Source organism: Mycobacterium sp., assembly GCF_049608025.1.
In the GTDB taxonomy this organism is placed as follows: domain Bacteria; phylum Actinomycetota; class Actinomycetes; order Mycobacteriales; family Mycobacteriaceae; genus Mycobacterium.
Genome location: NZ_JBMYXC010000015.1, coordinates 13,371 through 35,286, shown reverse-complemented (window position 1 = coordinate 35,286; position 21,916 = coordinate 13,371). Strand labels below are relative to the sequence as shown.

At 65.9% G+C, this 21,916-nt stretch carries 22 protein-coding genes; 9 read left to right on the top strand and 13 right to left on the bottom strand.

Annotated features, from left to right (window positions below):
• Positions 1-76: 76 nt before the first annotated feature.
• Genes ACPGXI_RS07625 through ACPGXI_RS07615 form a run of 3 tightly spaced genes read left to right on the top strand, consistent with a single transcriptional unit; the run spans position 77 to position 3,020 of the window.
• Positions 77-859, top strand: a complete 783-nt coding sequence (locus tag ACPGXI_RS07625) for a hypothetical protein (RefSeq protein WP_526651438.1) — start codon at positions 77-79, stop codon at positions 857-859.
• On the top strand, positions 859-2,004 hold the full coding sequence (locus ACPGXI_RS07620; protein ID WP_526651436.1) for an acyl-CoA dehydrogenase family protein: 1,146 nt from the start codon (positions 859-861) through the stop codon (positions 2,002-2,004). Before ACPGXI_RS07625 ends, ACPGXI_RS07620 begins: the two co-directional genes overlap by 1 nt.
• Positions 2,001-3,020: an acyl-CoA dehydrogenase family protein gene (locus tag ACPGXI_RS07615; protein ID WP_526651434.1), complete on the top strand. Its 1,020-nt coding sequence runs from the start codon at positions 2,001-2,003 to the stop codon at positions 3,018-3,020. Before ACPGXI_RS07620 ends, ACPGXI_RS07615 begins: the two co-directional genes overlap by 4 nt.
• A gap of 1 nt (position 3,021) precedes the next feature.
• Here ACPGXI_RS07615 and ACPGXI_RS07610 read toward each other — a convergent pair whose 3' ends face one another.
• Positions 3,022-3,828 carry an SDR family NAD(P)-dependent oxidoreductase gene (locus tag ACPGXI_RS07610; protein ID WP_526651432.1) on the bottom strand — a complete coding sequence of 269 codons (807 nt, stop codon included), beginning with the start codon at positions 3,826-3,828 and terminating at the stop codon, positions 3,022-3,024.
• A gap of 59 nt (positions 3,829-3,887) precedes the next feature.
• On the opposite strand from ACPGXI_RS07610, the gene ACPGXI_RS07605 reads away from it, so the two are divergent.
• Positions 3,888-4,946: an NAD(P)H-dependent amine dehydrogenase family protein gene (locus tag ACPGXI_RS07605; protein WP_526651430.1), complete on the top strand. Its 1,059-nt coding sequence runs from the start codon at positions 3,888-3,890 to the stop codon at positions 4,944-4,946.
• Positions 4,947-4,995: 49 nt separating this feature from the next.
• Positions 4,996-6,303 (top strand): MFS transporter, encoded by a 1,308-nt coding sequence (locus ACPGXI_RS07600; protein ID WP_526651523.1) that lies wholly within the window; start codon positions 4,996-4,998, stop codon positions 6,301-6,303.
• 205 nt (positions 6,304-6,508) lie between these two features.
• Here the strand turns inward: ACPGXI_RS07600 and ACPGXI_RS07595 are convergent, their stop codons facing one another.
• The 9 genes from ACPGXI_RS07595 to ACPGXI_RS07555 all read right to left on the bottom strand — a co-directional run bounded on the left by ACPGXI_RS07595 (position 6,509) and on the right by ACPGXI_RS07555 (position 14,665).
• Positions 6,509-7,348: a DegV family protein gene (locus ACPGXI_RS07595; RefSeq protein ID WP_526651428.1), complete on the bottom strand. Its 840-nt coding sequence runs from the start codon at positions 7,346-7,348 to the stop codon at positions 6,509-6,511.
• 8 nt (positions 7,349-7,356) lie between these two features.
• A complete protein-coding gene (octT, locus tag ACPGXI_RS07590) occupies positions 7,357-8,112 on the bottom strand; it encodes a diglucosylglycerate octanoyltransferase (protein ID WP_526651426.1) in 756 nt (251 codons plus the stop codon).
• Positions 8,102-8,779, bottom strand: a complete 678-nt coding sequence (gene gpgP, locus ACPGXI_RS07585; RefSeq protein WP_526651424.1) for a glucosyl-3-phosphoglycerate phosphatase — start codon at positions 8,777-8,779, stop codon at positions 8,102-8,104. The genes octT and gpgP overlap by 11 nt, the downstream gene beginning before the upstream one ends.
• Complete coding sequence (gene rsfS / locus ACPGXI_RS07580; RefSeq protein WP_526651521.1) at positions 8,776-9,183, bottom strand: ribosome silencing factor; 408 nt, start codon at positions 9,181-9,183, stop codon at positions 8,776-8,778. Before rsfS ends, gpgP begins: the two co-directional genes overlap by 4 nt.
• Entirely contained in the window at positions 9,180-9,830 is a 651-nt protein-coding gene (nadD, locus tag ACPGXI_RS07575; RefSeq protein ID WP_526651423.1) for a nicotinate-nucleotide adenylyltransferase, read from the bottom strand. The genes rsfS and nadD overlap by 4 nt, the downstream gene beginning before the upstream one ends.
• 138 nt (positions 9,831-9,968) lie before the next feature.
• Positions 9,969-10,838, bottom strand: a complete 870-nt coding sequence (locus ACPGXI_RS07570; RefSeq protein ID WP_526651421.1) for an endonuclease domain-containing protein — start codon at positions 10,836-10,838, stop codon at positions 9,969-9,971.
• A 173-nt stretch (positions 10,839-11,011) separates the two neighbouring features.
• On the bottom strand, positions 11,012-12,451 hold the full coding sequence (locus tag ACPGXI_RS07565; RefSeq protein WP_526651419.1) for a vWA domain-containing protein: 1,440 nt from the start codon (positions 12,449-12,451) through the stop codon (positions 11,012-11,014).
• Complete coding sequence (locus ACPGXI_RS07560) at positions 12,451-13,350, bottom strand: AAA family ATPase (RefSeq protein WP_526651417.1); 900 nt, start codon at positions 13,348-13,350, stop codon at positions 12,451-12,453. Before ACPGXI_RS07560 ends, ACPGXI_RS07565 begins: the two co-directional genes overlap by 1 nt.
• A gap of 13 nt (positions 13,351-13,363) precedes the next feature.
• The gene (locus ACPGXI_RS07555) at positions 13,364-14,665 is read right to left on the bottom strand and encodes a glutamate-5-semialdehyde dehydrogenase (protein WP_526651416.1); all 1,302 of its coding nucleotides are present in this window, start codon (positions 14,663-14,665) and stop codon (positions 13,364-13,366) included.
• Between the two features lie 107 nt (positions 14,666-14,772).
• On the opposite strand from ACPGXI_RS07555, the gene ACPGXI_RS07550 reads away from it, so the two are divergent.
• The 3 genes from ACPGXI_RS07550 to ACPGXI_RS07540 are packed head-to-tail and all read left to right on the top strand — an operon-like array spanning position 14,773 to position 16,344.
• Entirely contained in the window at positions 14,773-15,105 is a 333-nt protein-coding gene (locus tag ACPGXI_RS07550) for an ArsR/SmtB family transcription factor (RefSeq protein ID WP_526651414.1), read from the top strand.
• Positions 15,105-15,734: a cation efflux transmembrane domain-containing protein gene (locus ACPGXI_RS07545; RefSeq protein WP_526651412.1), complete on the top strand. Its 630-nt coding sequence runs from the start codon at positions 15,105-15,107 to the stop codon at positions 15,732-15,734. The genes ACPGXI_RS07550 and ACPGXI_RS07545 overlap by 1 nt, the downstream gene beginning before the upstream one ends.
• Position 15,735: 1 nt before the next feature.
• The gene (locus tag ACPGXI_RS07540) at positions 15,736-16,344 is read left to right on the top strand and encodes a methyltransferase family protein (protein ID WP_526651410.1); all 609 of its coding nucleotides are present in this window, start codon (positions 15,736-15,738) and stop codon (positions 16,342-16,344) included.
• On the opposite strand, the gene ACPGXI_RS07535 is transcribed toward ACPGXI_RS07540, so the two are convergent.
• Positions 16,341-18,395: an NAD(+) synthase gene (locus ACPGXI_RS07535; RefSeq protein WP_526651408.1), complete on the bottom strand. Its 2,055-nt coding sequence runs from the start codon at positions 18,393-18,395 to the stop codon at positions 16,341-16,343. The two genes, ACPGXI_RS07540 and ACPGXI_RS07535, sit on opposite strands and share 4 nt — an antisense overlap.
• An 89-nt stretch (positions 18,396-18,484) precedes the next feature.
• Between ACPGXI_RS07535 and ACPGXI_RS07530 the strand changes: the two genes are divergently transcribed.
• The gene (locus ACPGXI_RS07530) at positions 18,485-19,378 is read left to right on the top strand and encodes an NAD-dependent protein deacetylase (protein ID WP_526651406.1); all 894 of its coding nucleotides are present in this window, start codon (positions 18,485-18,487) and stop codon (positions 19,376-19,378) included.
• Here ACPGXI_RS07530 and proB read toward each other — a convergent pair.
• Positions 19,322-20,422: a glutamate 5-kinase gene (proB, locus tag ACPGXI_RS07525; RefSeq protein WP_526651404.1), complete on the bottom strand. Its 1,101-nt coding sequence runs from the start codon at positions 20,420-20,422 to the stop codon at positions 19,322-19,324. The genes ACPGXI_RS07530 and proB overlap by 57 nt on opposite strands.
• Entirely contained in the window at positions 20,419-21,864 is a 1,446-nt protein-coding gene (obgE, locus tag ACPGXI_RS07520) for a GTPase ObgE (protein WP_526651402.1), read from the bottom strand. Before obgE ends, proB begins: the two co-directional genes overlap by 4 nt.
• Positions 21,865-21,916 lie beyond the last annotated feature (52 nt).

Sequence of the window (21,916 nt, the reverse complement as noted above, 5' to 3'; positions counted from 1 at the left end):
CTGGGAGACATTCACGGCCCCAGTTTGGGGATGAACTCGGAATTGGGGATGACCGTGGCTAGCATGGCACCCTGAGATGAACCGTCGAGCCCCGATGATCGCCGGTGTCGCGTTCGCGGTGCTCTACGCGACAGCGGTGGTTCTCCTGCCTGCACTTCCCGGGTCCGGGCCCGGCGCCATGCGCACCCAGGCACTGCTACTGGCTTTCGCGACACTTGCCCTCGTCGTCGTCCTGGCGTTCGCCCGGAACCGGCTGACTGGCCCACCCGCGTACCTGTTCACTATTGGTTCGGGTGCTTTGGTAGCTCAGATGTGTGTTGCGATCTGGTTCATCGGCGGCCCGTCGCTACGGCCCGGGCAGGTGACGCCGGGTACCGCGGGAGCCATCGACAACATCGGCACGATGTGGCTTCCGGTGGCTACCATCGCCAACATCCTGGTGGCCGTCCCGATTCTGTTGACCGCCAACGTGGATCGCCTGCCTCGGTGGCTCGGTGTCGGCGCCGCCGTTTTCACCGTCGAGCAGCTGATCGAGACGATCACGATCATCGGTCCGCCCGGTAGCTTCATCTCCCCCGGTGGTCCGATGAACCACTACCTCGGCGGAACACTGACGGTCGCGTTCTACCTCGCGCTGGGAGTCGCTCTGTGGCTCACCGAACCGCACCACTTCGGCCCCAGCCATGACGCGGCGTCCCCGGACGCGACCTCCCAGGACTCGACCCGGAGCCGGGACACCCGGGGGCTCGACGGCACTGGACCGGCCGACCGTGCTGGAACGGCCGACGGCACTGGACCGGCCGACGGCGCTGGACCGGTCGACCCCACCGAACCGGTCGACGATTCTGTGGCCCACTGATGGCACTGCCTCGCTTGGTGCCCCCTGCCGCCGACGACCCGTCCAGAACCGAGGGGTTGCGCGACGAGGTGAGGGCGTTCCTCGCCGCACAGGCCGCGGCAGGCGCCTTCACCCCTGCGGTGGACGCCTGGCTTTGCGGTTGGGACGAAGACTTCACCGCCGCGCTGGCCGCGCGTGGATGGCTGGGCATGACGGTGCCCGTCGAATACGGGGGGCACGGGCGCTCATTCCTCGAGCGGTTCGTCGTCGCCGAAGAACTCCTGGCCGCGGGTGCGCCGGTGGCGGCCCACTGGATCGCCGACCGGCAGATAGTGCCCGCGCTGCTCAAGTACGGCACCGAGTTGCAACGCTCGGAGTTCCTGCCCAGGATCGTGCGTGGGGAGTGTTTCTTCGGCATCGGGATGAGCGAACCGGATTCAGGATCCGATCTGGCCAGCGTGCGCACCCGCGCCGAGCGGGTGGACAACGGTTGGGCGTTGACCGGCACCAAAGTGTGGACCTCCGGCGCTCATCTCGCCCATGCCTTCATCGCACTCGCACGTACCGAACCCGTCGATCCGACTGATCGCCACGCCGGTCTCAGCCAATTCATCGTCGACCTGCGCGGACCAGGTGTCGAGGTGCGGCCGATCGTCTCGATGAACGGTGCGCATCACTTCAACGAGGTGATCCTCGACGGGGCGTTTGTCCCCGACACGATGGTGTTCGGTGAGATCGGTCAGGGCTGGCGGCAGGTGACCGCGGAGCTCAGCTTCGAACGCAGCGGCCCCGAGCGATTCCTATCGACATTCGTGTTGCTGGATGCTTACGCGGAACGCGTTTCCTCGCAACAGATCTCACGTTCTGCCGATCTCGGACGTCTGGTGGCTCGCGTCGCCGGGTTGCATCAGATGTCCTCCGCGGTCGCAGAGGCGTTGGAGCGCCACGAATCTGCCGACGTGGCCGCCGCTGTCGTCAAGGTTCTGGGTACCACCACCGAAGGTGATATCGCTGAATTCGCCCACCTCTCCAGCGATCACACTGCCGAACAACCCTTCTCGGCGATCGCCTGCACGGCGGTGGATCAGCGGCCGGGCTTCACCTTGCGCGGGGGCACCAACGAAGTACTGCGTGGCGTGATCGCCCGCGGATTGGGCATGCGATGACCGCACCTGAGGTTGAGCCCGAACTGGCCGACATGATGGATGCCGTGTTCGCTGAGTACCGCCAATCGCGTTCGGCCGGCCCCATCAGTCGCGACACCGATTTCTGGCGCAGTCTCGACGAGCTCGGGCTGGTCCGCCTCACTGGTGTCGAGCAGTCCGGTGGAAGCGGAGCCGGCTGGCACGAGGCCGCCGAACTGCTGGCCGCCGGGGTTCGCCACGGGGTACGAATTCCGTTGGCCGAGCACGACCTACTGGCCTGCTGGCTCCTGGAGGCCGCCGGCATACCGGTCGACGGTGCGGCGCGCACACTGTGCCTGCTCGACGAGTACGGCCGCGCCTCGGGGGTACCGTGGGCGTCCTGCGCGGAGCGGATCGTGGTCGTGTGGCAGCCCGCCGGCGAATATCTCGTGGCGGATGCCGAGCTCGCCGATATCCAAATCACGTCCGGCGTCAACATGATCGGCGAGCCGCGGGACACCGTCGTGGCCGATCTCGAGAACCTCACCGGCGTGAATGTCGCCCCCGACCTGGTGGCACAGCTGCAGTTGAAATCTGCGCTTCTGCGGTCAATCCAGGTGTGCGCCGCATTGGACAAGGCACTGGAGCTGTCGATCGACCATGCGACGTCCCGCGAACAGTTCGGTCGTCCGCTCTCGCACTTCCAGGCCGTTCAGCATCTCATCTCCGACATCGCCGCTGAAGCCGCGCTGGCGCGGTCTGCCACCGAGGCCGCACTGTCTGCTGCGATTGCCAGCGACTGGTCGGCTCCGCACCTCGAGTTCCTGGTGGCCGCAGCGCGGTCGTGCGCGGGCCACGCCACGACGGTCGTGGCACGCAATGCCCATCAGGTGCACGGTGCGATCGGCACCACCAGCGAGCACCGACTGCACGAGTTCACCCGGGCCGCGCTGGCCTGGCGGTCGGAGTTCGGTTCGGTGCAGTACTGGGATGACCGAATCACTGACATGGCTCTGCAGACCGGGGCCAACCGGCTATGGCGCCTGATCAGCGGTTGATCTAGCGGACGATGACCGAACTCGGCACCCTTGGGGCTCCGAGCATCTCGCGGTGCGACGGCGGTATGCGGCCACCTTCGTCGGTAACTCCGTAGCGCTGGCCCAACTCAGCCCCGATCACCGCATGGCCGCTCATGTCACCGAGCGCGGGATCACGGTACAACGCATCGATCAGGTGACCCGTGAACTCCGGTGTCTCCGCCTGCTCGGCGAACCCGGCCAGTGCCGCGGGCTGCCCCTGGAAGGCCGAGAGCATCTTTTCCGTCAGCAGTATTCCCATCCAGATCGACACCGTGGACACCCCGGTGTCGCCGAAGTCCACCGCCATGTCCGCGGCCATCTTGTCCACGCCGGCCTTCTGCGCCCCGTAAGCCGGGCCGTGCATGTAGCAGACTGAACCCGGCGACGAGGTGAACACGATCAGTCCGCGCTCACCGATCAACAGCAGCGGCGCCGCGTACCACGCCGCGATGTAGGAGGACCGCAGTCCAACGTCCAGCACGTCGGCCAACTCCCGTGGTTTCTCCCAGAACGGCCCGGGGCCGACCAAGTCGTCGGAGATAGCCGCGGCATTGTTCACCAGTAGATCCAGCCGTCCGCACTCCTGCCCGACTCGTTCGAACAGTCGGCCCACCGCATCGTCGTCACGATGGTCCACCTGGACTGCCACGCCATTGGGAGGTGCGTCTGAGATGGTGCGGGCCGTCGCGTAAACCCGCCATCCTCTGGCGTCGAGCGCAGCCGCAATACCGCGACCGGCGCCGCGGCTGGCGCCGGTCACCACGGCCACCGGCGCGGTGTCAGTCATGTGACTAACCCTAGAGGCAGTAGCTTGATCTGTTGAACCGCTCTGGATAGGGAGATGTCATGAGCACACCGGCCACCGACCGACCGCTGCGGGTCATCCAGTGGACGACAGGCAACATCGGGCGGCGCTCGCTGCACGCCATTATCGGACGCGACGACATGGAACTTGTCGGCGTGTACGCGCACGGCGCCGACAAGGCCGGTATCGATGCAGCCGAGCTCTGCGGGTGGCCGCACGCCACCGGCGTGAAAGCCACCAGCGATATTGACCAGCTACTCGCGCTGCAGCCCGACGCCTGCTGCTATAACCCGTTGTGGTCCAGCGTCGATGAGTTGGTCCGCCTCCTGGAGTCCGGTATCAACGTGTGTTCGAGTGCCGCCTGGATCACCGGCGGCAAGCAGTCACCGGAGGATCTCAGCCGGATTCGAATCGCCTGCAAGAAAGGCAATTCCACTATTTTCGGCAGCGGAGCGCATCCCGGTATGAGCAACTTGGTGGGGATGGTTCTGTCCGGCGCGTGCGAACGTGTCGACGAGATCCGCATCACCGAGTCGGTCGACTGCTCGACCTATGAGTCCGCGGGTACCCAGACCGCGATGGGATTCTCTCAGGATCCAGACACCCCCGGTCTGGCCGAGAGTGTGCGCAGGGAAAGCGAAGTTTTCGCCGAGTCCGCCGCGATGATGGCCGACGCCATCGGGGTCAGACTCGACCGGGTCACCTTCGACGTCACATTCACAGCGGCCACCGGTGACAGCGACCTCGGCTTCATGCGGATTCCGGAAGGCACGGTGGCCGGGGTGCTGGGATATCACCGGGGCTGGGTCGGCGACCGAAACGTGGTCAGCGTCGGCTTCAACTGGATCATGGGCGAGCACGTCACCCCGCCCAAGCGACTCGAGCACGGTCACGTCGTGCAAGTGTTCGGACTGCCCAACATGCGCACGGTGCTGCACTGCCTGCCGCCCAAGGACTGGGCCGAACCTGGATTCATGGGGCTGGGCATGATCTACACGGCGTTGCCGGTGACCAACGCTGTCCCCGCGGTAGTAGCTGCCGCGCCGGGCATCGTGACGCTGGCCGACCTGCCGCCGATCACTGGCCGCGCGGCACTGTGATTCCGGTTTGAGCACCCAGGGCCCCGAGGCGGCCGTGGGCAAGACGGCGATGGCGAAGGTCACCCGCCGTCTCATCCCGTTCCTCGTCCTGCTCTATTTCGTCAACTACCTCGACCGCGTCAACATCAGCTTCGCAGGGCCGAACGGCATGAACGAAGACCTCGCCATGAGCGCCACCATGTTCGGATTCGCCTCGGGGATCTTCTTCTTCGGCTACCTGTTGCTGGAAGTGCCGAGCAATATCGCGCTGGACAGGTTCGGCGCACGGCGGTGGCTCGCCCGCATCATGTTCAGCTGGGGGATCATCAGCACTGCGATCGCGTTCGTCCCCAACGCGGAAACACTTGTCGTGCTGCGCTTCCTGCTGGGCGTCGCCGAAGCCGGCTTCTTTCCCGGAATCATCCTCTACCTCACCTTCTGGTTCCCCGAAAAGCACCGCGCGCGGGCGGTCTCGTTGTTCATGATCGCCGTGCCGGCCTCAACGGCCATCGGCGCCACGATGTCGTCACTGATAATCGAGTGGGGCCACGGGCTTTTCGGTTTGGCGGGCTGGCGCATCATGTTCTTGGTCGAAGGACTACCCGCGATTGCGCTGGCTTTCGCCTGCTGGTTCTACCTCACCGATCGGCCGGCCAAGGCGAGCTGGCTCGATTCCGGCGAGAAGCAATGGCTGGAAGCGAAACTAGCGCTGGAGCGAGTCGCGACAGAGGCCGACCAACACTGGCCGCTCAAGAAGGCGCTCACCCACCCCAGGGTTCTCGCCCTGGCCGTCATCTACTTCGGAATCACCTACGGCCTGTACGCGGTCGGATTCTTTCTCCCCAGCATCATCGTGGGCTTCCAGGATCAGTACGGGACCCAGCTGAGCATCATCGAACGCGGGGTGGTCACGGCGATCCCCTTCGTCATCGCAGCCGTCGTGATGGTGCCGTGGGCGCGCCACGCCGACCGGACCGGTGAACGCGTCTGGCACGTGGCGATCCCCGCGATCGTCGGTGGGGTGTCCATACCCGCCGCGCTCTACATGACCAACCCGTATCTGGCGATGCTGGCAGTAACCTTGTCCACCTGCTCGATCATGTGCGCGCTGCCGGTATTCTGGGCCCTGCCATCGACTTTCCTGACCGGTGTCGCCGCGGCCGGAGGTATCGCGCTGATCAACTCGCTCGGCAATCTCAGCGGATTCGGGGGGCCATACATCACCGGCTGGCTCACCGATCTCACCGGCGACACCAGGGTGGCACTGTGGGTGGTGGGGGCATTGTCCCTCGGTTCTGCGGCCCTGGTCGTCTATCTGGGCGCACGCCCCAAGCCCGCCGATGAACCGGCGCGGCAGAGGGCACAGAAGGGACTCTAAGACTCCAACGCCGAACTACGGCTGCGGGTTCACCGGCGGTTCCGTTGGCCAGACCGGGATTGACGCAGGCTTAGCTCCGGGCGTTGGCACAGTGTAAGGACGTTGCGAGCACGCCGGATTCGGCGGCACCGACGTACGGTCGCGGCTGGGCTCCTGCTGTGGAACCGGTGTCCCAGGCGTGTGACAACGGGTATTGAAGAGCCGTCTACGGTGCTGCGACCTGAATCGCCACTCCAACCGCACCCCCACCTACATGCACCGATAACACCGGACCTAGATCGGCGACACTGAGCGATGACAGCTGTGGCAGCCGTTGCGTCAGCGCCGCACCCAGTGCGTCGGCGGCGTCATGATTGTCGACGTGATGCACCACGACGTCGGCCGCGTTCTCCCCCACCACCTCGGCCACCCGATCCACCAGCGCCGCATGAGCCCTGGTGACGGTGCGGATGCGCTGATCGAGCACCAACCGCCCGTCGATGTCCAGACACAGCAATGGCTTGATCGACAGCGCCGTTCCCAACCAGGAAGCGGCGGACCGGATGCGCCCACTACGCCGAAGATTGTCCAAACGATGCACCACCAGAAGGACATGCGCCCGTTTGAGCGCCGACCGTGCCGCAGCTTCGACACTGGCGATATCGCCGCCAGCGGAAGCGCGGCGCGCAGCCGCCATCGCGACCAAGCCGACACCCATCGCCGCCGACCGTGAATTGACAACGCGAACCGACGGACCGAACTCCCGAGCCGCCGTAACCGCGGCGCTGTAGGTGCTCGACAGCGCGGCCGAAAGATGAACCGCCACGACACCGTCACCATCACTGTCGATCAGGGCCTGCCGATAGGTATCCACGAGTTCAGCCGGCGTGGCTCCGGCTGTCGTGACCTTGGGCCTGTCGTGGATGTCGTTCGGGATGTCGTCGATACCGTCACGCAGGTCCCTGCCGTCCACCAATACATGCAACGGCACCTCGAGAATGTCCCATTGTTCGCGCACATCCAACGGTAAGCGCGATGACGAATCACTGACCACGACAACAGACATGCCGAGCGCTAACCACTCGAATCGGGCAGCTGCACGCCCGCTTCGGCGAGTCCCTTGATCATCAGGTCGGCCACTGCCTGGTGCGCCGGGAAATTCCAGTGGATACCATCGGGATTGCCCCGGCCGCTCATCACCTGCTCAGCTACCGCCGCCTTGAGGTCGACCAGCGGTACACCGTGCGCGGCCGCCCAATGGGTGATCGCCTCGGCCGTTCCCGACCTACCGTGATGAGCCATTCCGTAAGTAGGCGCCATGTGCACCGACGGCAATGACGCCACGACCGGGATACCCGGTCGGTTGAAGTCAATTGCTGCCCTTGTCATTTCAAGATACTCAACGGTCAGGTGCGGCGGCAGCGCAGCACGAGCAACCGGCGAGAACCTCGGCTGCGCCCAGCCGTAGCCGTCGCGAGCCCAGCGACGCAGCCAGGCCGGCCGAATGTATCGGATCGTCTCCCGCAACGCCGTAGGTAACGGCGACGGCAGCGAATCCATACCCGAGGTTGCGAAAATCACCGCGCCCGCACGCGGTAACGCCGCCCACGAACGCGGATCTTGAGTGGCCGCCCACCAGACGTCTCGACTGGTCCAGCCGATCCGGCCGATCAGTTCCAGCTCCCAACCTAGTTGGCCGGCAACGATGTTGGGCCAGATCCGGGGATCATCTGAGGGCAGTCCCCCGGTCGGTCCGTAGTAGGACAGCGAGTCGCAGAAGACCAGCAGGGACCGGCGCGCCGGGGTTTCAGGGGGCCCCTCAGAGGACATCGTTGGCGACCTGCGCCGAGGCGTTCCAGACATCCAAACGCCAGCGAATATCGTCGAGGGAATCACGCGCCCCACCCACGCGAGTGTGCCCGGCCAGCTGCACCCAGCTGGCATTGCCCATGCCGCCCAGGACCGGCCAGTTGTCGACCGGCAGACCCAGTAAGGCGCCGGTCAGGGCAGCGATCAACCCGCCGTGCGCCACCAGCACAACCGGCCGGTCGGGCTCGTCGGCTCCCCACTCCGGCTGCTGTGCGATCAAATCCGTCACCAACGGAATGCTGCGATCGGCGACATCGACCCGGCTCTCGCCGCCGTGCGGTGCCCAGCGTGCATCGTCGCGCCAGGCCAGCCTGGCACCCGGAGCCGCGGCATCCACCTCGAGATGGGTCATGCCCTGCCAGTCTCCGAGATGGGTCTCGCGCAACCGGGTGTCAATGCTCACCGACTGTCCACTGCGGTCACCAAGGGCGACGGCGGTGTCAAGCGCACGCCCAAGGTCTGACGAAACGATAAGCAGCGGCTGACGTTTGGCGAGCACTTCGGCGGCGGCGATGGCTTGTTCTCGCCCGAGATCTGTGAGGTCGGTGTCCAACTGGCCCTGCATTCTGCTGCTTGCGTTGTAATTGGTCTGCCCGTGGCGCAGCATGACCAGCCGGCGGATCGTCATTCCGACGCCTCGTCCGCAGTGTGCGATGAGGCTTCGTTCGACGAGGCTTCCAGATCGACTGCCAATGTGGGACAGTCACGCCAAAGCCGATCCAGCGAATAGAATTCGCGCTCATCCTGGTGCTGGATGTGCACCACGATGTCGACAAAGTCGAGCAGTGTCCAGCGCCCTTCCCGGGTGCCTTCGCGACGGGCCGGCTTATGTCCGGCGGCGCGCATCTTCTCTTCGACCTCCTCGACGATCGCGTTCACCTGCCGCTCGTTGGCAGCCGATGCGATCACGAAGCAATCGGTGATGACGAGTTGGTCTGACACGTCGATGACGACGACGTCATCGGCGAGTTTGGCAGCCGCGGCCTGTGCGGCGACGGTGGCCATGTCGATGGCTTCCTGGGTGGCGCTCAGGGACGGTCTCCTTCGGCTAAGATGCGGGGACTGCTGTGATGTCGGTAGAGGTCTCGCTTGGCAACGTATTGCACGACGCCGTCAGGAACCAGGTACCTGATGGGCCGGGCCTCCCGGGCCCGGACCCGGCAATCGGTGGACGAAATCGCCAGTGCGGGCACCTCGACCAGATGCAGCGAGTCAGCGGGCAACTCGGCCATGGCTGCCGAGATGTGCTGGCCGTCGAGCTCGTAGCCGGGTCTGCTGACGCCGATGAAGTTGGCGATCGAGAACATCTCCTCCCAGTTCTGCCACGACAGGATAGATGCGAGCGCGTCGGCGCCGGTGATGAAGTACAGGTCTGCGTCGGGATTGAGCGCCCGGAGGTCTCGCAGGGTGTCCTTAGTGTAGGTCGGCCCGGCGCGGTCGATGTCCACCCGGCTGACCGAGAATCGCGGGTTGGAGGCGGTCGCGATCACCGTCATCAGGTAGCGGTCCTCGGCGGGCGTCACCGGGTGTGTCCGCTTCTGCCAGGGCCGGCCGGTGGGGACGAAGACCACCTCGTCGAGTCCGAACAGGTCAGCTACCTCACTGGCGGCGACGAGGTGACCGTTGTGGACGGGATCGAACGTCCCACCCATCACCCCGAGGCGCCGTCGTGATTGCACGAATAGCGAGCTTACGGGACCTAGCGGGCAACCTCGGAGCCGCTGACCGCCGACGGATGTGCGGTTTCATGCCAGACCCGCCGACGCAGGCGGATCACACCGCACATTCACCGCGTCAGCACGCAGCACACCGCACATTCACCGCGTCAGCACGCAGCCACGCGCCGCCAGTGCCGCAGCCACCCGCTCGATAATCACGCCCTGACGCCGCAGCAAGTCCACGCTCACCCGGATAACCACCCACCCCGCCGCCTCGAGCAACGCCATCCGGTCGATGTCCCAGGCTCGTTGTCTGCCGTTCGACCAGTGCTGTTTGCCGTCGTACTCGACCGCGACCTTCCATCGCGACCAACCCATGTCGAGGCGGGCAAAGACTCTCCCGAATCTGTCGCGAACCTTGATCTGGGTCTCCGGCCGCGGAAAGCCTTTCCGCACCAGCAGTAGTCGTGTCAGCGATTCATACGGCGACTCTGCCCCGCCGTCGACGAGCTCTAGCGTTCGACGAAGCCGACGAAGGCCACGCGCGCCAGGATGACTCCGGGCGACACGCTCGATATCCATGGTCTTGAGATGTGTGGTGTTCATCAATGCATCGACTCGTTGCACGCCTTCGGTTTCCGACAGCAGCCGGCCAAGGTCGAATGCCGTACGTGCTGGTGTGGTGACCGGCAAGCCATCGACTTGCACGGCCTCGCCCGGGGCCAGCACCTCCGTACGAACGACGATTCCCGATGGCGGTCGCCGGTTGCTGTGGATCAACTCAGCCGGCGCGTCAGAATCCACCCACTTGGCGCCCTGCACCGCTGCGGCCGACAAGCTGCAGAGCACACCTTTGCGACGAGACCACAGCCACGCGGCCCGGGCACGCCCGATTGCAGTCAACTGTGCACCGCGCGGAATCCAGACGCCCGGATAGACCGCCGCGTGAAATCGGCGCAGTTCGCGGAATGTGAGGTTGCCCGCGTTCAGTTGCTCGGATGCGCGAAACGGCCACGGGATCTCGTCCATGGCGGCAGCGTGCCTCCGCTGCCCGACAATTTTGATGCCTCGAAACCCTGTTATCCACAGGTGACCGCACCGAGTGTGCGGAAATATTCGCCCCGCCCGGCTGGTCGCGCATGAAACCGCACAACCGCCTCACACCGGCCGCACAACCGCCCTACACCGGCCGCGCAACCGCCTCACACCGGCAGCAGCGCGTCGATCACCGACGCCAACTGTTTGGCCGATCGGCATTCGTGCATCGTGATGATGTCCTGGTATCGGGGCACCGCCGAATCACCACTGCCCCACAGGTGTTTGGGCTCCGGGTTCAACCAGTGCGCGTGCCGGCTGGCGTTGACCATGTGGGCGAGCAGTTCCGCCTCGGGATTGCGGTAGTTGTTGCGCCCATCACCGAGGACCAACAGCGAACTGCGCGGGGACAACACGCTGGGATACTGGTCGAGGAACGAGACGAACGCGTGCCCGTAGTCGGAGTGTCCGTCGCGGGTGTAGACGCCGGCCTCGCGGGTGATTCGCTGCACGGCGACTGCCAGGTCGGAGTCGGGGCCGAACAGCTCGGTGACCTCATCGGTCGTGTCGATGAACGCGAAGACACGAACCCGCGAGAACTGCTGGCGCAGTGCGTGCACCAGCAGCAGTGTGAAGTGGCTGAAGCCTGCCACCGAGCCCGAGACGTCGCACAGCACCACCAACTCGGGCCGCGCGGGATGCGGTTTCTTGAGCACCAGGTCGATCGGGACCCCACCAGTGGACATCGACTTGCGCAGCGTCTTGCGCAGGTCGATCTCGCCGGCCCGGGCACGCCGACGGCGGGCAGCCAGGCGCGTGGCCAGCGTTCGCGCCAGCGGCACCACCACGCGACGCATCTGGCGCAGCTGCTCGCCAGAGGCCCGAAGGAACTCCACATTCTCGGCTAGCTGCGGGACCCCGTACATCTGCACGTGCTTGCGGCCCAGTTGCTCGGCAGTGCGCCGCTTGGTCTCGGACTCGACCATCTTGCGCAACTGCGCGACGCGCTGCGCGGCGAGCGCTTTCGCAATCTGCTCCTGAGTCGGCGTGGGTTCCTCGCCGTAGGGTGCCAGCAGCCCGGCCAGCAGCCGACCCTCGAGGTCGTCGAGGGTCAGCGCCTTGAGCGCCTGATAGGACGAGTACGAGGGTCCGCGACTGGAGTTGTAGCGGCCATAGGCCTCGACGATCTGGGCGATCATCGCCGCCAAACGCTCGTCCAGGTCGGCCAGCTCCTCTGCGTCGCCCAGCATGTCGACCAGCGCGGTGCGCAACGCCTCGATGTCGGCCGGCGGCAAAGCCGGGTCGTCACCGCCGGCGTCGTCGTCGAGCACAGTCCGCGCGCCGAGAGCGGCCGGGAAGTAGAGATCGAACAACGCGTCGTAGGTTTCGCGATGATCCGGGCGACGCAGCACCGCGCAGGCGATACCCTCGCGCAGCACCTCACGGTCGGCAAGGCCCAATACTGACATCACCTGGCCGGCGTCCACCGTCTCGGATGGACCCACCGAAATCCCTTGCCCACGTAATGCTTCCACGAATTCCACCAAGTGCCCCGGAAGCCCGTGCGGAGCCAGGGGTTGCGGCGGCCGGGTGCGTCGAGCGCCCATCAGTTGAGCCTCAGCTCCCCGGCTGCTTTGGTCTGGTCGGACTGGTGCTTGAGCACGACACCCAGTGTCGCGGCGATCACCTCATCGTCGATGGTGTCCAGACCCAGCGCCAGCACCGTGCGGCCCCAGTCGATCGTCTCGGCGACCGACGGCAGTTTCTTGAGCTGCATGCCACGCAGCACGCCGATGATGCGCACCAGTTCCTCGGCCAGATGCACCGGCAGCTCGGGAACCCGCGAGAGCAGAATGCGGCGCTCCAGGTCGGCGTCCGGGAAGTCGATGTGCAGGAACAAGCACCGACGCTTGAGCGCCTCGGAGAGTTCCCGGGTCGCATTCGACGTCAGCACCACCAGCGGCCGACGCTCAGCGACGATCGTGCCGAGCTCGGGCACCGTCACCGCGAAATCGCTGAGGACTTCGAGCAACAGGCCCTCGATCTCGATGTCGGCCTTGTCGGTCTCGTCGATCAGCAGCACCGTCGGATCGGTGCGACGGATCGCGGTCAGCAACGGGCGGGACAGCAGAAACTCCTCGGAGAAAACGTCGGTCTTCGTCCGATCCCAGTCGGTCTCATCACTGTCGCCACCGCCGACCGATCCGGACTGGATACGCAGAATCTGCTTGGCGTGGTTCCACTCGTAGAGTGCGCGGGCCTCATCGACACCCTCGTAGCACTGCAGCCGCACCAGCCCCGATCCGGTGGCCTGGGCGACGGCGCGGGCCAACTCGGTCTTGCCGACGCCTGCCGGTCCCTCGACCAGCAGCGGCTTGCCCAGCCGGTCGGCCAGGAACACCGCCGTGGCGGTAGCGGTGTCGGGCAGATAGCCGGTCTCAGACAGCCGGCGCGCAACATCGTCGATGTCGGCGAACAGCGGCGCCGAATGTGCGGGGAGGGTCATCGAGTCTCCTGACTCAAGCTGGGCGGGTGTGGCCAGTAACGGGCGAGCCCCACACGATCCACTTGGTCGACGTCAATTCCGGCAGGCCCATCGGACCTCTGGCGTGCAACTTCTGGGTGGAGATGCCGATCTCTGCACCGAAGCCGAACTGCTCCCCGTCGGTGAATGACGTCGATGCGTTCACCATCACCGCTGCCGCATCCACCCGGTCGGTGAATCGTTGGGCAGCAGCAAGATCGGTCGTGACAATGGCTTCGGTGTGGCCGGTGCCGTACTCGTTGACGTGTTCGATCGCAGCATCGATGCCGTCCACGACCGCCAGCGCGATGTCCATCGAGAGGAACTCCGCGCGGAGCTCCTCTTCGGATGGATCGGCGTGCACCGTTACGCCCGCGTCCTGCAGCGCCCCGACCAACCTGGGTACCGCCATGTCAGCGATGGCCGTATCGATCAGTAGCGACTCCGCGGCGTTGCACACGCTGGGCCTGCGCGTCTTGGCGTTGAGCAGAATGCGTTGCGCCATCTCGAGGTCTGCTGATTCGTGGACGTAGACATGACAATTGCCGACACCGGTCTCGATGGTCGGCACTTGCGCGTCCCGCACCACGGCATCGATCAGGCCCGCTCCGCCACGCGGGATCACGACATCGACCAGGCCGCGGGCCTGGATCAGGTGCGTGACGCTGGCCCGGTCCGCACTTGGCAGCAGTTGCACGGCGTCACTGTCCAGATTCTCGGCTGCCAGCGCCTCCCGAAGCGCGGTCACCAGTGCGGCGTTGGAATTCGCCGCCGACGAACTACCGCGCAGCAGAACGGCATTGCCCGACTTCAGCGTCAATCCGAACGCGTCGACGGTCACATTGGGGCGGCCCTCGTACACGATGCCGATCACACCGAGTGGAACCCGCTGCTGGCGCAACTGCAGGCCATTGGGCAGCGTGCGGCCCCGCAACACCTCGCCGATCGGGTCCGGCAGGTCGGCAACTTGCCGCAACCCGTCGGCAATACCCTCGATGCGGCTCGGGTCCAGTGCCAGGCGGTCGAGCATCGCCGGGGAGGTGCCCGCCGCGCGGGCGACGTCAAGGTCGACCTGGTTGGCGGCCAGGATCGCGCGGGTGTTCATCAGTACATGCTCGGCAGCGGTCCCCAGAGCCCGGTTCTTGACCTCGGTGCTCAACGTGGCCAGCCCGCGAGCCGCAGCACGCGATCGCCGGGCAGCACCGTGCACCTGCTGGCGGAGGCTGTCCGGGGCCTGCGTGCACTCGGTCGACGGATCCTCGGCTGCCTGCCCGCGCTCCGGGGCGTGCAGAGTCATTAGACCAGCGTATCGGACTTGCCGACGTCACCTGATGCCGGGAACCGGCGTCGGCGTCAGATAGTTCATGCTTTCCTGAATACATCAGAATCTGTACTGTTGGCGCGATGCAGGCAGCAGCACTCGACAGCGACGCACTTTCTCGATTCGGCTGTGCCCTGTCAGACCCCACCCGCGCGCAGATCTTGCTGACTCTGCGCGAGGGGGCCGGCTACCCGTCCGAGCTCGCCGACCGCATCGGGGTCTCACGCCAGATCCTGTCCAACCACCTCGCCTGTTTGCGGGGATGCGGTCTGGTCACCGTGTCGCCCGAGGGTCGGCGCAACCGCTACGAACTGGCTGACCCGCGAATCGCGCACGCGCTGAGCGACCTCGTCGGCCTCGTCTTGGCCGTGCACCCCGCGTACTGCCCCGCCACTGATGGCCAGGGGTGTTGCTGATGGCCATTTCAGATCAACGTCGGAGCCTTCTCACCCGGCGCGTCCGACTGTTGGTTGCCGCAACGATCTCCTACAACGCCGTCGAAGCGACGATCGCGCTGATCGAGGGCACTCGGGCGTCGTCGTCCGCACTCATCGGATTCGGCCTTGATTCGCTTGTGGAGATCTCCTCGGCAGCGGCAGTGGCGTGGCAGTTCTCGGCAAAGGATCCCGAATCGCGGGAGAAGACCGCGCTGCGCTTCATCGCATTCTCTTTCTTCGCGTTGGCCTGCTATGTCAGCGTCGACGCCGCCCTTGCGCTCACCGGCCTGCGTGAGCCCCAGCCTTCGGCCATCGGCATCGCGCTCGCGGCGGCAAGCCTGGTGATCATGCCTGCGTTGTCGCTGGCGCAGCATTACACCGGCCGCGAACTCGGTTCGGCGTCCGCAGTGGCCGATGCCAAACAAACACTGCTGTGCGCCTATCTGTCCGCGGTGCTGCTGGGCGGCCTGCTGCTCAACGGAGTTCTCGGGTGGTCCTGGGCCGATCCCATCGCCGCGCTGGGCATCGCTGCACTCGCGGTGCGCGAAGGGCGCAACGCCTGGCGGGGCGACCCATGCTGCGCACAAACGCGTGGGGAAAGATCCTGACATGCCCGTCGCCGCGCTCGCCTTGTTCGCCGCCTTTGCCGTGCTCGGATTCGGTTGGCGTAGTTGGGTACAACGGCGCCGGACCGGCTCAACCGGCTTCAACGGAATCAGCGGACATCCGGGCTCAGTCGAGTGGATCGCAGGGCTCGGGTTCGTCGTTGCGGTCTCGGTGGGGGCCATCGCCCCGGCTCTGCAGTTGTTCGGCGTCGTCGCCCCGCTGGGAGTATTGCACGCAGCGTGGATCCAGATCGTCGGCATCGTCGTCGCAACGTTCGGGATCGCGGCGACGGTCTACGCGCAGCTGGACATGGGCGACTCGTGGCGCATCGGCGTGGACCACGCCGAGACCACGTCCCTGATCCACACCGGGGTGTTCTCCAGGGTCCGCAATCCGATCTTCACAGCAATGATCGTATTCGCGTTCGGCCTCACCCTGGTGACCCCGAACGCCCTCGCCCTCATCGGTTTCCCGCTGCTGGTCACGACAATCCAATTGCAAGTCCGCGCCGTCGAAGAGCCGTATCTACTCGCGGTGCACGGCGACACGTACCGCGCCTACCTCGCGTCGGTGGGACGGTTCGTTCCCGGCGTGGGACGGGACACGGCCTAGTCGCTGGGAATCGCGCGCTCGATCTCGTCGAGCCAGGTACGCGCCGACATGTCCGAGGGCGCACGCCAATCCCCCCGCGGCGACAACGACCCGCCGTGGGAAACCTTGGGACCGTTGGGCATCGCCGATCGCTTGAATTGCGAGAACGAGTAGAAACGCTGCACGAACACCTGTAGCCAATGCCGAATCTCGCCCAGTGTGTACGACGGACGCTTCTCAGGGGGGAAACCCGGCGGCCACTCGCCGTTCGACGCATCGCTCCACGCATGCCACGCCAGGAACGCGACCTTCGACGGTCGGAACCCGTAGCGCAGCACGTGAAACAGCGAGAAATCCTGCAGTGCGAACGGACCGACTTCGGCCTCGCTGCTCTGGATCTCGTCCCCCTCTGCGGCAGGCACGAGTTCGGGGGTGATCTCTGTCTCGAGCACCGACTGCAGCGCAGCGTTGATCGGGTGATCGGCTCCAGGTGCGAATTGGTTCGACGAGATCACCCACCGAATCAGGTGCTGGATCAGCGTCTTGGGCACCCCGGAGTTGACGTTGTAGTGCGACATCTGGTCACCTACGCCGTAGGTGGACCACCCGAGCGCGATCTCGGAGAGGTCTCCGGTGCCCAGCACGATGCCGCCACGCTGATTTGCCAGCCGAAACAGATAGTCGGTGCGCAGCCCGGCCTGCACATTCTCGAACGTGACGTCATAGACCTTCTCGCCGCGGGCGAACGGGTGGTCCATCTCGGAAAGCATCAGTTGCGCGGTAGAGCGGATATCAATCTCAGTGAAGGTCACCCCGAGCGTTTCGCCAAGCCGGATGGCGTTGTTCTTGGTGCGATCGCCCGTCGCGAACCCTGGCATCGTGAACGCGAGGATGTCGCTGCGCGGGCGCCCCAGCCGATCCATCGCCTTCGCGGCGACGATCAGCGCATGGGTAGAGTCCAGACCGCCCGAGACACCGATGACGAGATTCGGGGAACCCAGGGCCCGCACCCGCTGCTCCAGCCCGGCCACCTGAATGTTGTACGCCTCGTAGCAATCCCGTTGCAGCCGCGCGGGATCGGATGGGACGAACGGGAAACGTTCGACGCGGCGCCGCAACCCGATGTCGCCGGTCGGCGGGTCGAGCAGAAAGTCGACGCGCCGGTACCCCTCGGCGGTGATGCCGTGGTGCACGCGGTTGTCGTCGAAGGTTCCCATCCTCAGCCGCTCCGAGCGCAGCAGTTCGAGGTCGACGTCGGCGACTGATCGGCGCAAGCCGGCGGGGAACCGCTCCGACGAGGCCAGACATGCACCGTTCTCCCAGATCATCGTCTGACCGTCCCAGGCCAGGTCGGTGCTGGACTCACCCTCCCCTGCAGCGGCGTAGACGTAGGCGGCCAGACAGCGGGCCGACGCCGAGCGAGCCAGCAGTGCGCGGTCCTCGGCACGCCCGATCGTGATAGGGCTGCCCGACAGGTTGGCCAGCACCGTCGCGCCGGCCAACGCCGCTTGAGCGCTCGGCGGGATCGGGACGAACATGTCCTCGCAAACCTCGACGTACAGCACGAACCCTGGTACGTCGGTCGCGGCGAACAGCAGGTCAGGCCCAAACGGTGCAGTGGTGTCGCCGATTCGCAACACCCCCCGGACGTCGTCGCCGGCGGCCATCTGACGCCGCTCGTAGAACTCTCGGTAAGTCGGCAGATAAGACTTCGGGACAACCCCGAGCACCCTGCCTCGGTGCACGACGACCGCGGTGTTGTAGATCCGGTGTCCGTGGCGCAGCGGCGCACCGACCACAAGAACTGTCATCAGGTCCGCGGACCCGGCCACCACGTCCAGCAGTGCCTCCTGCACGGCATCGAGCAGCGCATCCTGCAGCAGGATGTCCTCGATCGAATACCCCGACAGCGTCAACTCGGGAAACACTGCGAGTGCCACACCCTCGGCGGCACAGTCACGCGCGGCCGCCAACACCGATTCGGCATTTGCCACGGGATCGCCGATCGCCGTGTGCTGCGTGCAGGCTGCGACACGGACGAAGCCGTGTTGGTAGGCCGAATAGAAGTCCATCGCCACCATTGTCGCCCGCCAGGGGTGCGGATTCGGCCACTGGGTGCGAATTGGCCTGTCGAAACTGCCGATCACCTACATTCAGTGACGTGGAGTCACCTGAGCTGGTCACCGTGCTGCGGGGCAGGCGCCTGGCGGTGCTGACCGGTGCCGGGATGTCCACAGACTCAGGGATCCCCGACTACAGAGGCCCGGACTCCCCGCCCAGCAACCCGATGACGATCCGGCAATTCACCACCGATCCGGTGTTCCGGCAGCGGTACTGGGCACGCAATCACCTGGGCTGGCGGCACATGGACCGGACGCTGCCCAACGCCGGACACCGAGCTCTCGCCGCACTGGAGCGCGCGGGAGTCGTGACCGGGGTGATCACCCAGAACGTCGATCTGCTGCATCGCAAGGCGGGCAGCACGGTGGTCATCGACCTGCACGGCAGCTACTCCCGGGTGATCTGCCTCGACTGCGGCCACCGAATGTCGCGGGCAGCGCTGGCTGATCTTCTCGAGGCCGCCAACCCGGGGTTCGCCGAGGCAGCCGCCCCCCTCGGCGGCATCGCGGTGGCTCCCGACGCCGATGCCCACATCGCCGCTACCGGCGCATTCCGGATCGTCGACTGCCCCTGCTGTGGCGGGATGCTGAAGCCCGACATCGTCTACTTCGGCGAGAACGTCCCGAAAGATCGCGTCGAGAACGCCTATTCATTGGTCGACGATGCCGACGCACTACTGGTCGCCGGGTCATCGCTGACCGTTTACTCCGGCTATCGCTTCGTCCGCCACGCCGCCGCCGCGGGCATCCCGGTGGCCATCGTCAATCGCGGCCAGACCCGCGGTGACGAACTCGCGGCCGTGAAAGTCGATAACGGCTGTTCGCCAATGCTCGCGCTGCTTGCCGACGAATTGCCCCCGCTGAGGAAACCCAGCCGTTCAGACGGCGACGAGATCGTCGGCGTGTACCGCGGGCCTACGCATCTCCGCTGGTAGGCCCGAGGTAGACCGGCCCAGCATAGTAGCCAATTCGGCCGCGTCGTAGGCGACGACGCCGCGCGCGACCATCGTGGCGTCCTGCGCGCGCAACTCGACGACGTCGCCGCCGTAGAACCGGCCCGACAGCGCCGTGATGCCTGCGGGCAGCAGGGAACGTCGCTGCCGTACAACGGCATTGACAGCTCCGGCGTCCAGCGTCAAAGTGCCGGCCACCTCCGCGGCGTAGCGCACCCAGAACCGACGGGCCGACATGCGCTCGGCGCGGGGGGCGAAGACGGTGCCAACCGAGGCGTCGGCAAGTGCGGCCGCCGCATCCGTCGCGGCGGCCAGCAAAACCGGCACGCCCGCGTCGGCGGCCAATAGCGCTGAGGACAACTTCGAGACCATACCGCCGGTCCCCAGGTGGCTGCCACGTCCGGCTGTCACACCCTCCAAACCGGCGGGACCATCGACTTCAGGGATGAAGCGCGCGTTCGCTTTTCGCGGATCGCTGTCGTAGAGACCGTCGATGTCGCTCAATAGCACCAAAGCGTCCGCTCCGACCAACTGTGCGACGAGCGCAGAGAGTCGGTCGTTGTCGCCGAATCTGATCTCGTTCGTCGCCACCGTGTCGTTCTCGTTCACGATCCCCACCGCATGCAGAGCTCGCAGCCGGTCGAGGGTGCGTTGAGCGTTGGTGTGCTGCACGCGCATCGAGATATCGTGCGCAGTCAGCAGCACCTGCCCCACGGTGCGGTCATAGCGCCCGAACGCTGCGCTCCACGAGTTGACCAACGCCACCTGCCCGACGCTGGCCGCCGCCTGCTTGGTCGCCAAATCCGTTGGCCGCCTGCTCAAGCCCAGTGGCTCGATACCGGCGGCGATCGCACCAGAGGACACGATCACGACATCGGATCCGGCCTTCATTCGCGCTTCGATCGCGTCGGCGAGACACTGCAACCGACTCGCATCGAACACGCCGGACGGGGTCGTCAGCGCAGTTGTGCCGATCTTGACGACAATTGACCGAGCGGTCCGCACAGCCTCCCGGTGAGCACTCATCGCGACTCGTCGCTCTGCCTGCGCGCTTTGCGCGCCGCCTTGCGCTCATCAGCGGGCACCCGATCGGTCTTCTCGAGGCGGACATCGGTACCCCGACCCGACGGCGGAAGGTCCACGCCGGCCGGGGTTTGCGGCTCCCAGTCGAATGTCATGTCCCCGATCGTCACCGCGCAGCCGGGCCGGGCACCGAGTTTCAACAACTGCTCCTCGACACCGAGACGGGCTAATCGGTCCCCCAGATAGCCGACCGCTTCATCGTTGTCGAAGTTGGTCTGCGCCACCCACCGCTGCGGCCGGGTCCCTCTCACCACGAACCCGCCCATGCCGTCGGCCTTGACGGTGAAACCGCTGTCGTCCACGGCGACCGGCCGGATCACCGGACGACGCGGAACCACCTCGGGTTGCGCGGCGCGATATGTCGACACCATCTCCCACAACGCGAATATCAAGGGCCGCAGATTTTCTCGAGTAACCGTAGACACCTCGAATATCGGCCAGCCGAACCTTTGGGCGATATCGTCACGGACGAAATCAGCGAGTTCGCGGGCATCGGGCACATCGATCTTGTTGAGCACCACGGCCCGTGGACGTTCGGGGAGATCGCCCAGCGTGGCATCGCTCTGCAGTGTCGGGGTGTACGCGGCGAGTTCGGCCTCCAGGGCCTCGATGTCCGAGACCGGATCGCGGCCAGGCTCCAGCGTCGCGCAATCGACGACGTGTACCAGGACTGCGCACCGTTCAAGATGCCGAAGGAAGTCCAACCCCAGGCCCCGCCCATGGGAGGCGCCGGGGATGAGGCCGGGCACATCGGCGACGGTGAACGTGTGTTCTCCGGCCGAGACCACCCCGAGGTTGGGCGCCAGCGTGGTGAACGGGTAGTCGGCGATTTTCGGCTTCGCCGCCGAGATGGTCGACACCAGTGAGGACTTGCCGGCCGAGGGGAATCCGACCAACCCGACGTCGGCGACCGTCTTGAGCTCAAGAGTTAGGTCACCGACCTGGCCCCTCTCGCCCAGCAGCGCGAAGCCGGGCGCCTTGCGGGCCCGCGAGGCCAGCGCGGCATTGCCCAATCCGCCCCGCCCGCCGGCGGCAGCCTCGAATCGAGTACCCGCGCCGACCAGGTCGGCGAGGAGGCGGCCGTGCTCATCAAGGACGACGGTGCCGTCGGGCACCTTCACCTCCAGGTCTTCGCCCGCGGCTCCGTCGCGGTTGTTGCCGGCGCCCTGTTTGCCCGACGGAGCCACGATGTGCGGGCGGAAGTGGAAATCCAGCAGGGTATGGATCTGCGGGTCGACGATCAGCACTACGCTGCCTCCGCGCCCGCCGTTTCCACCGTCAGGTCCACCCAGGGGCTTGAACTTCTCGCGGTGTACCGAGGCGCAGCCGTTTCCGCCATTGCCCGCTCGCACGTGGACGACGACGCGGTCGATGAACCGAGTCATCGGACTTCCTCTCCCCACCGAAATCGACATATGGACGCAGGCGCACTAGTGC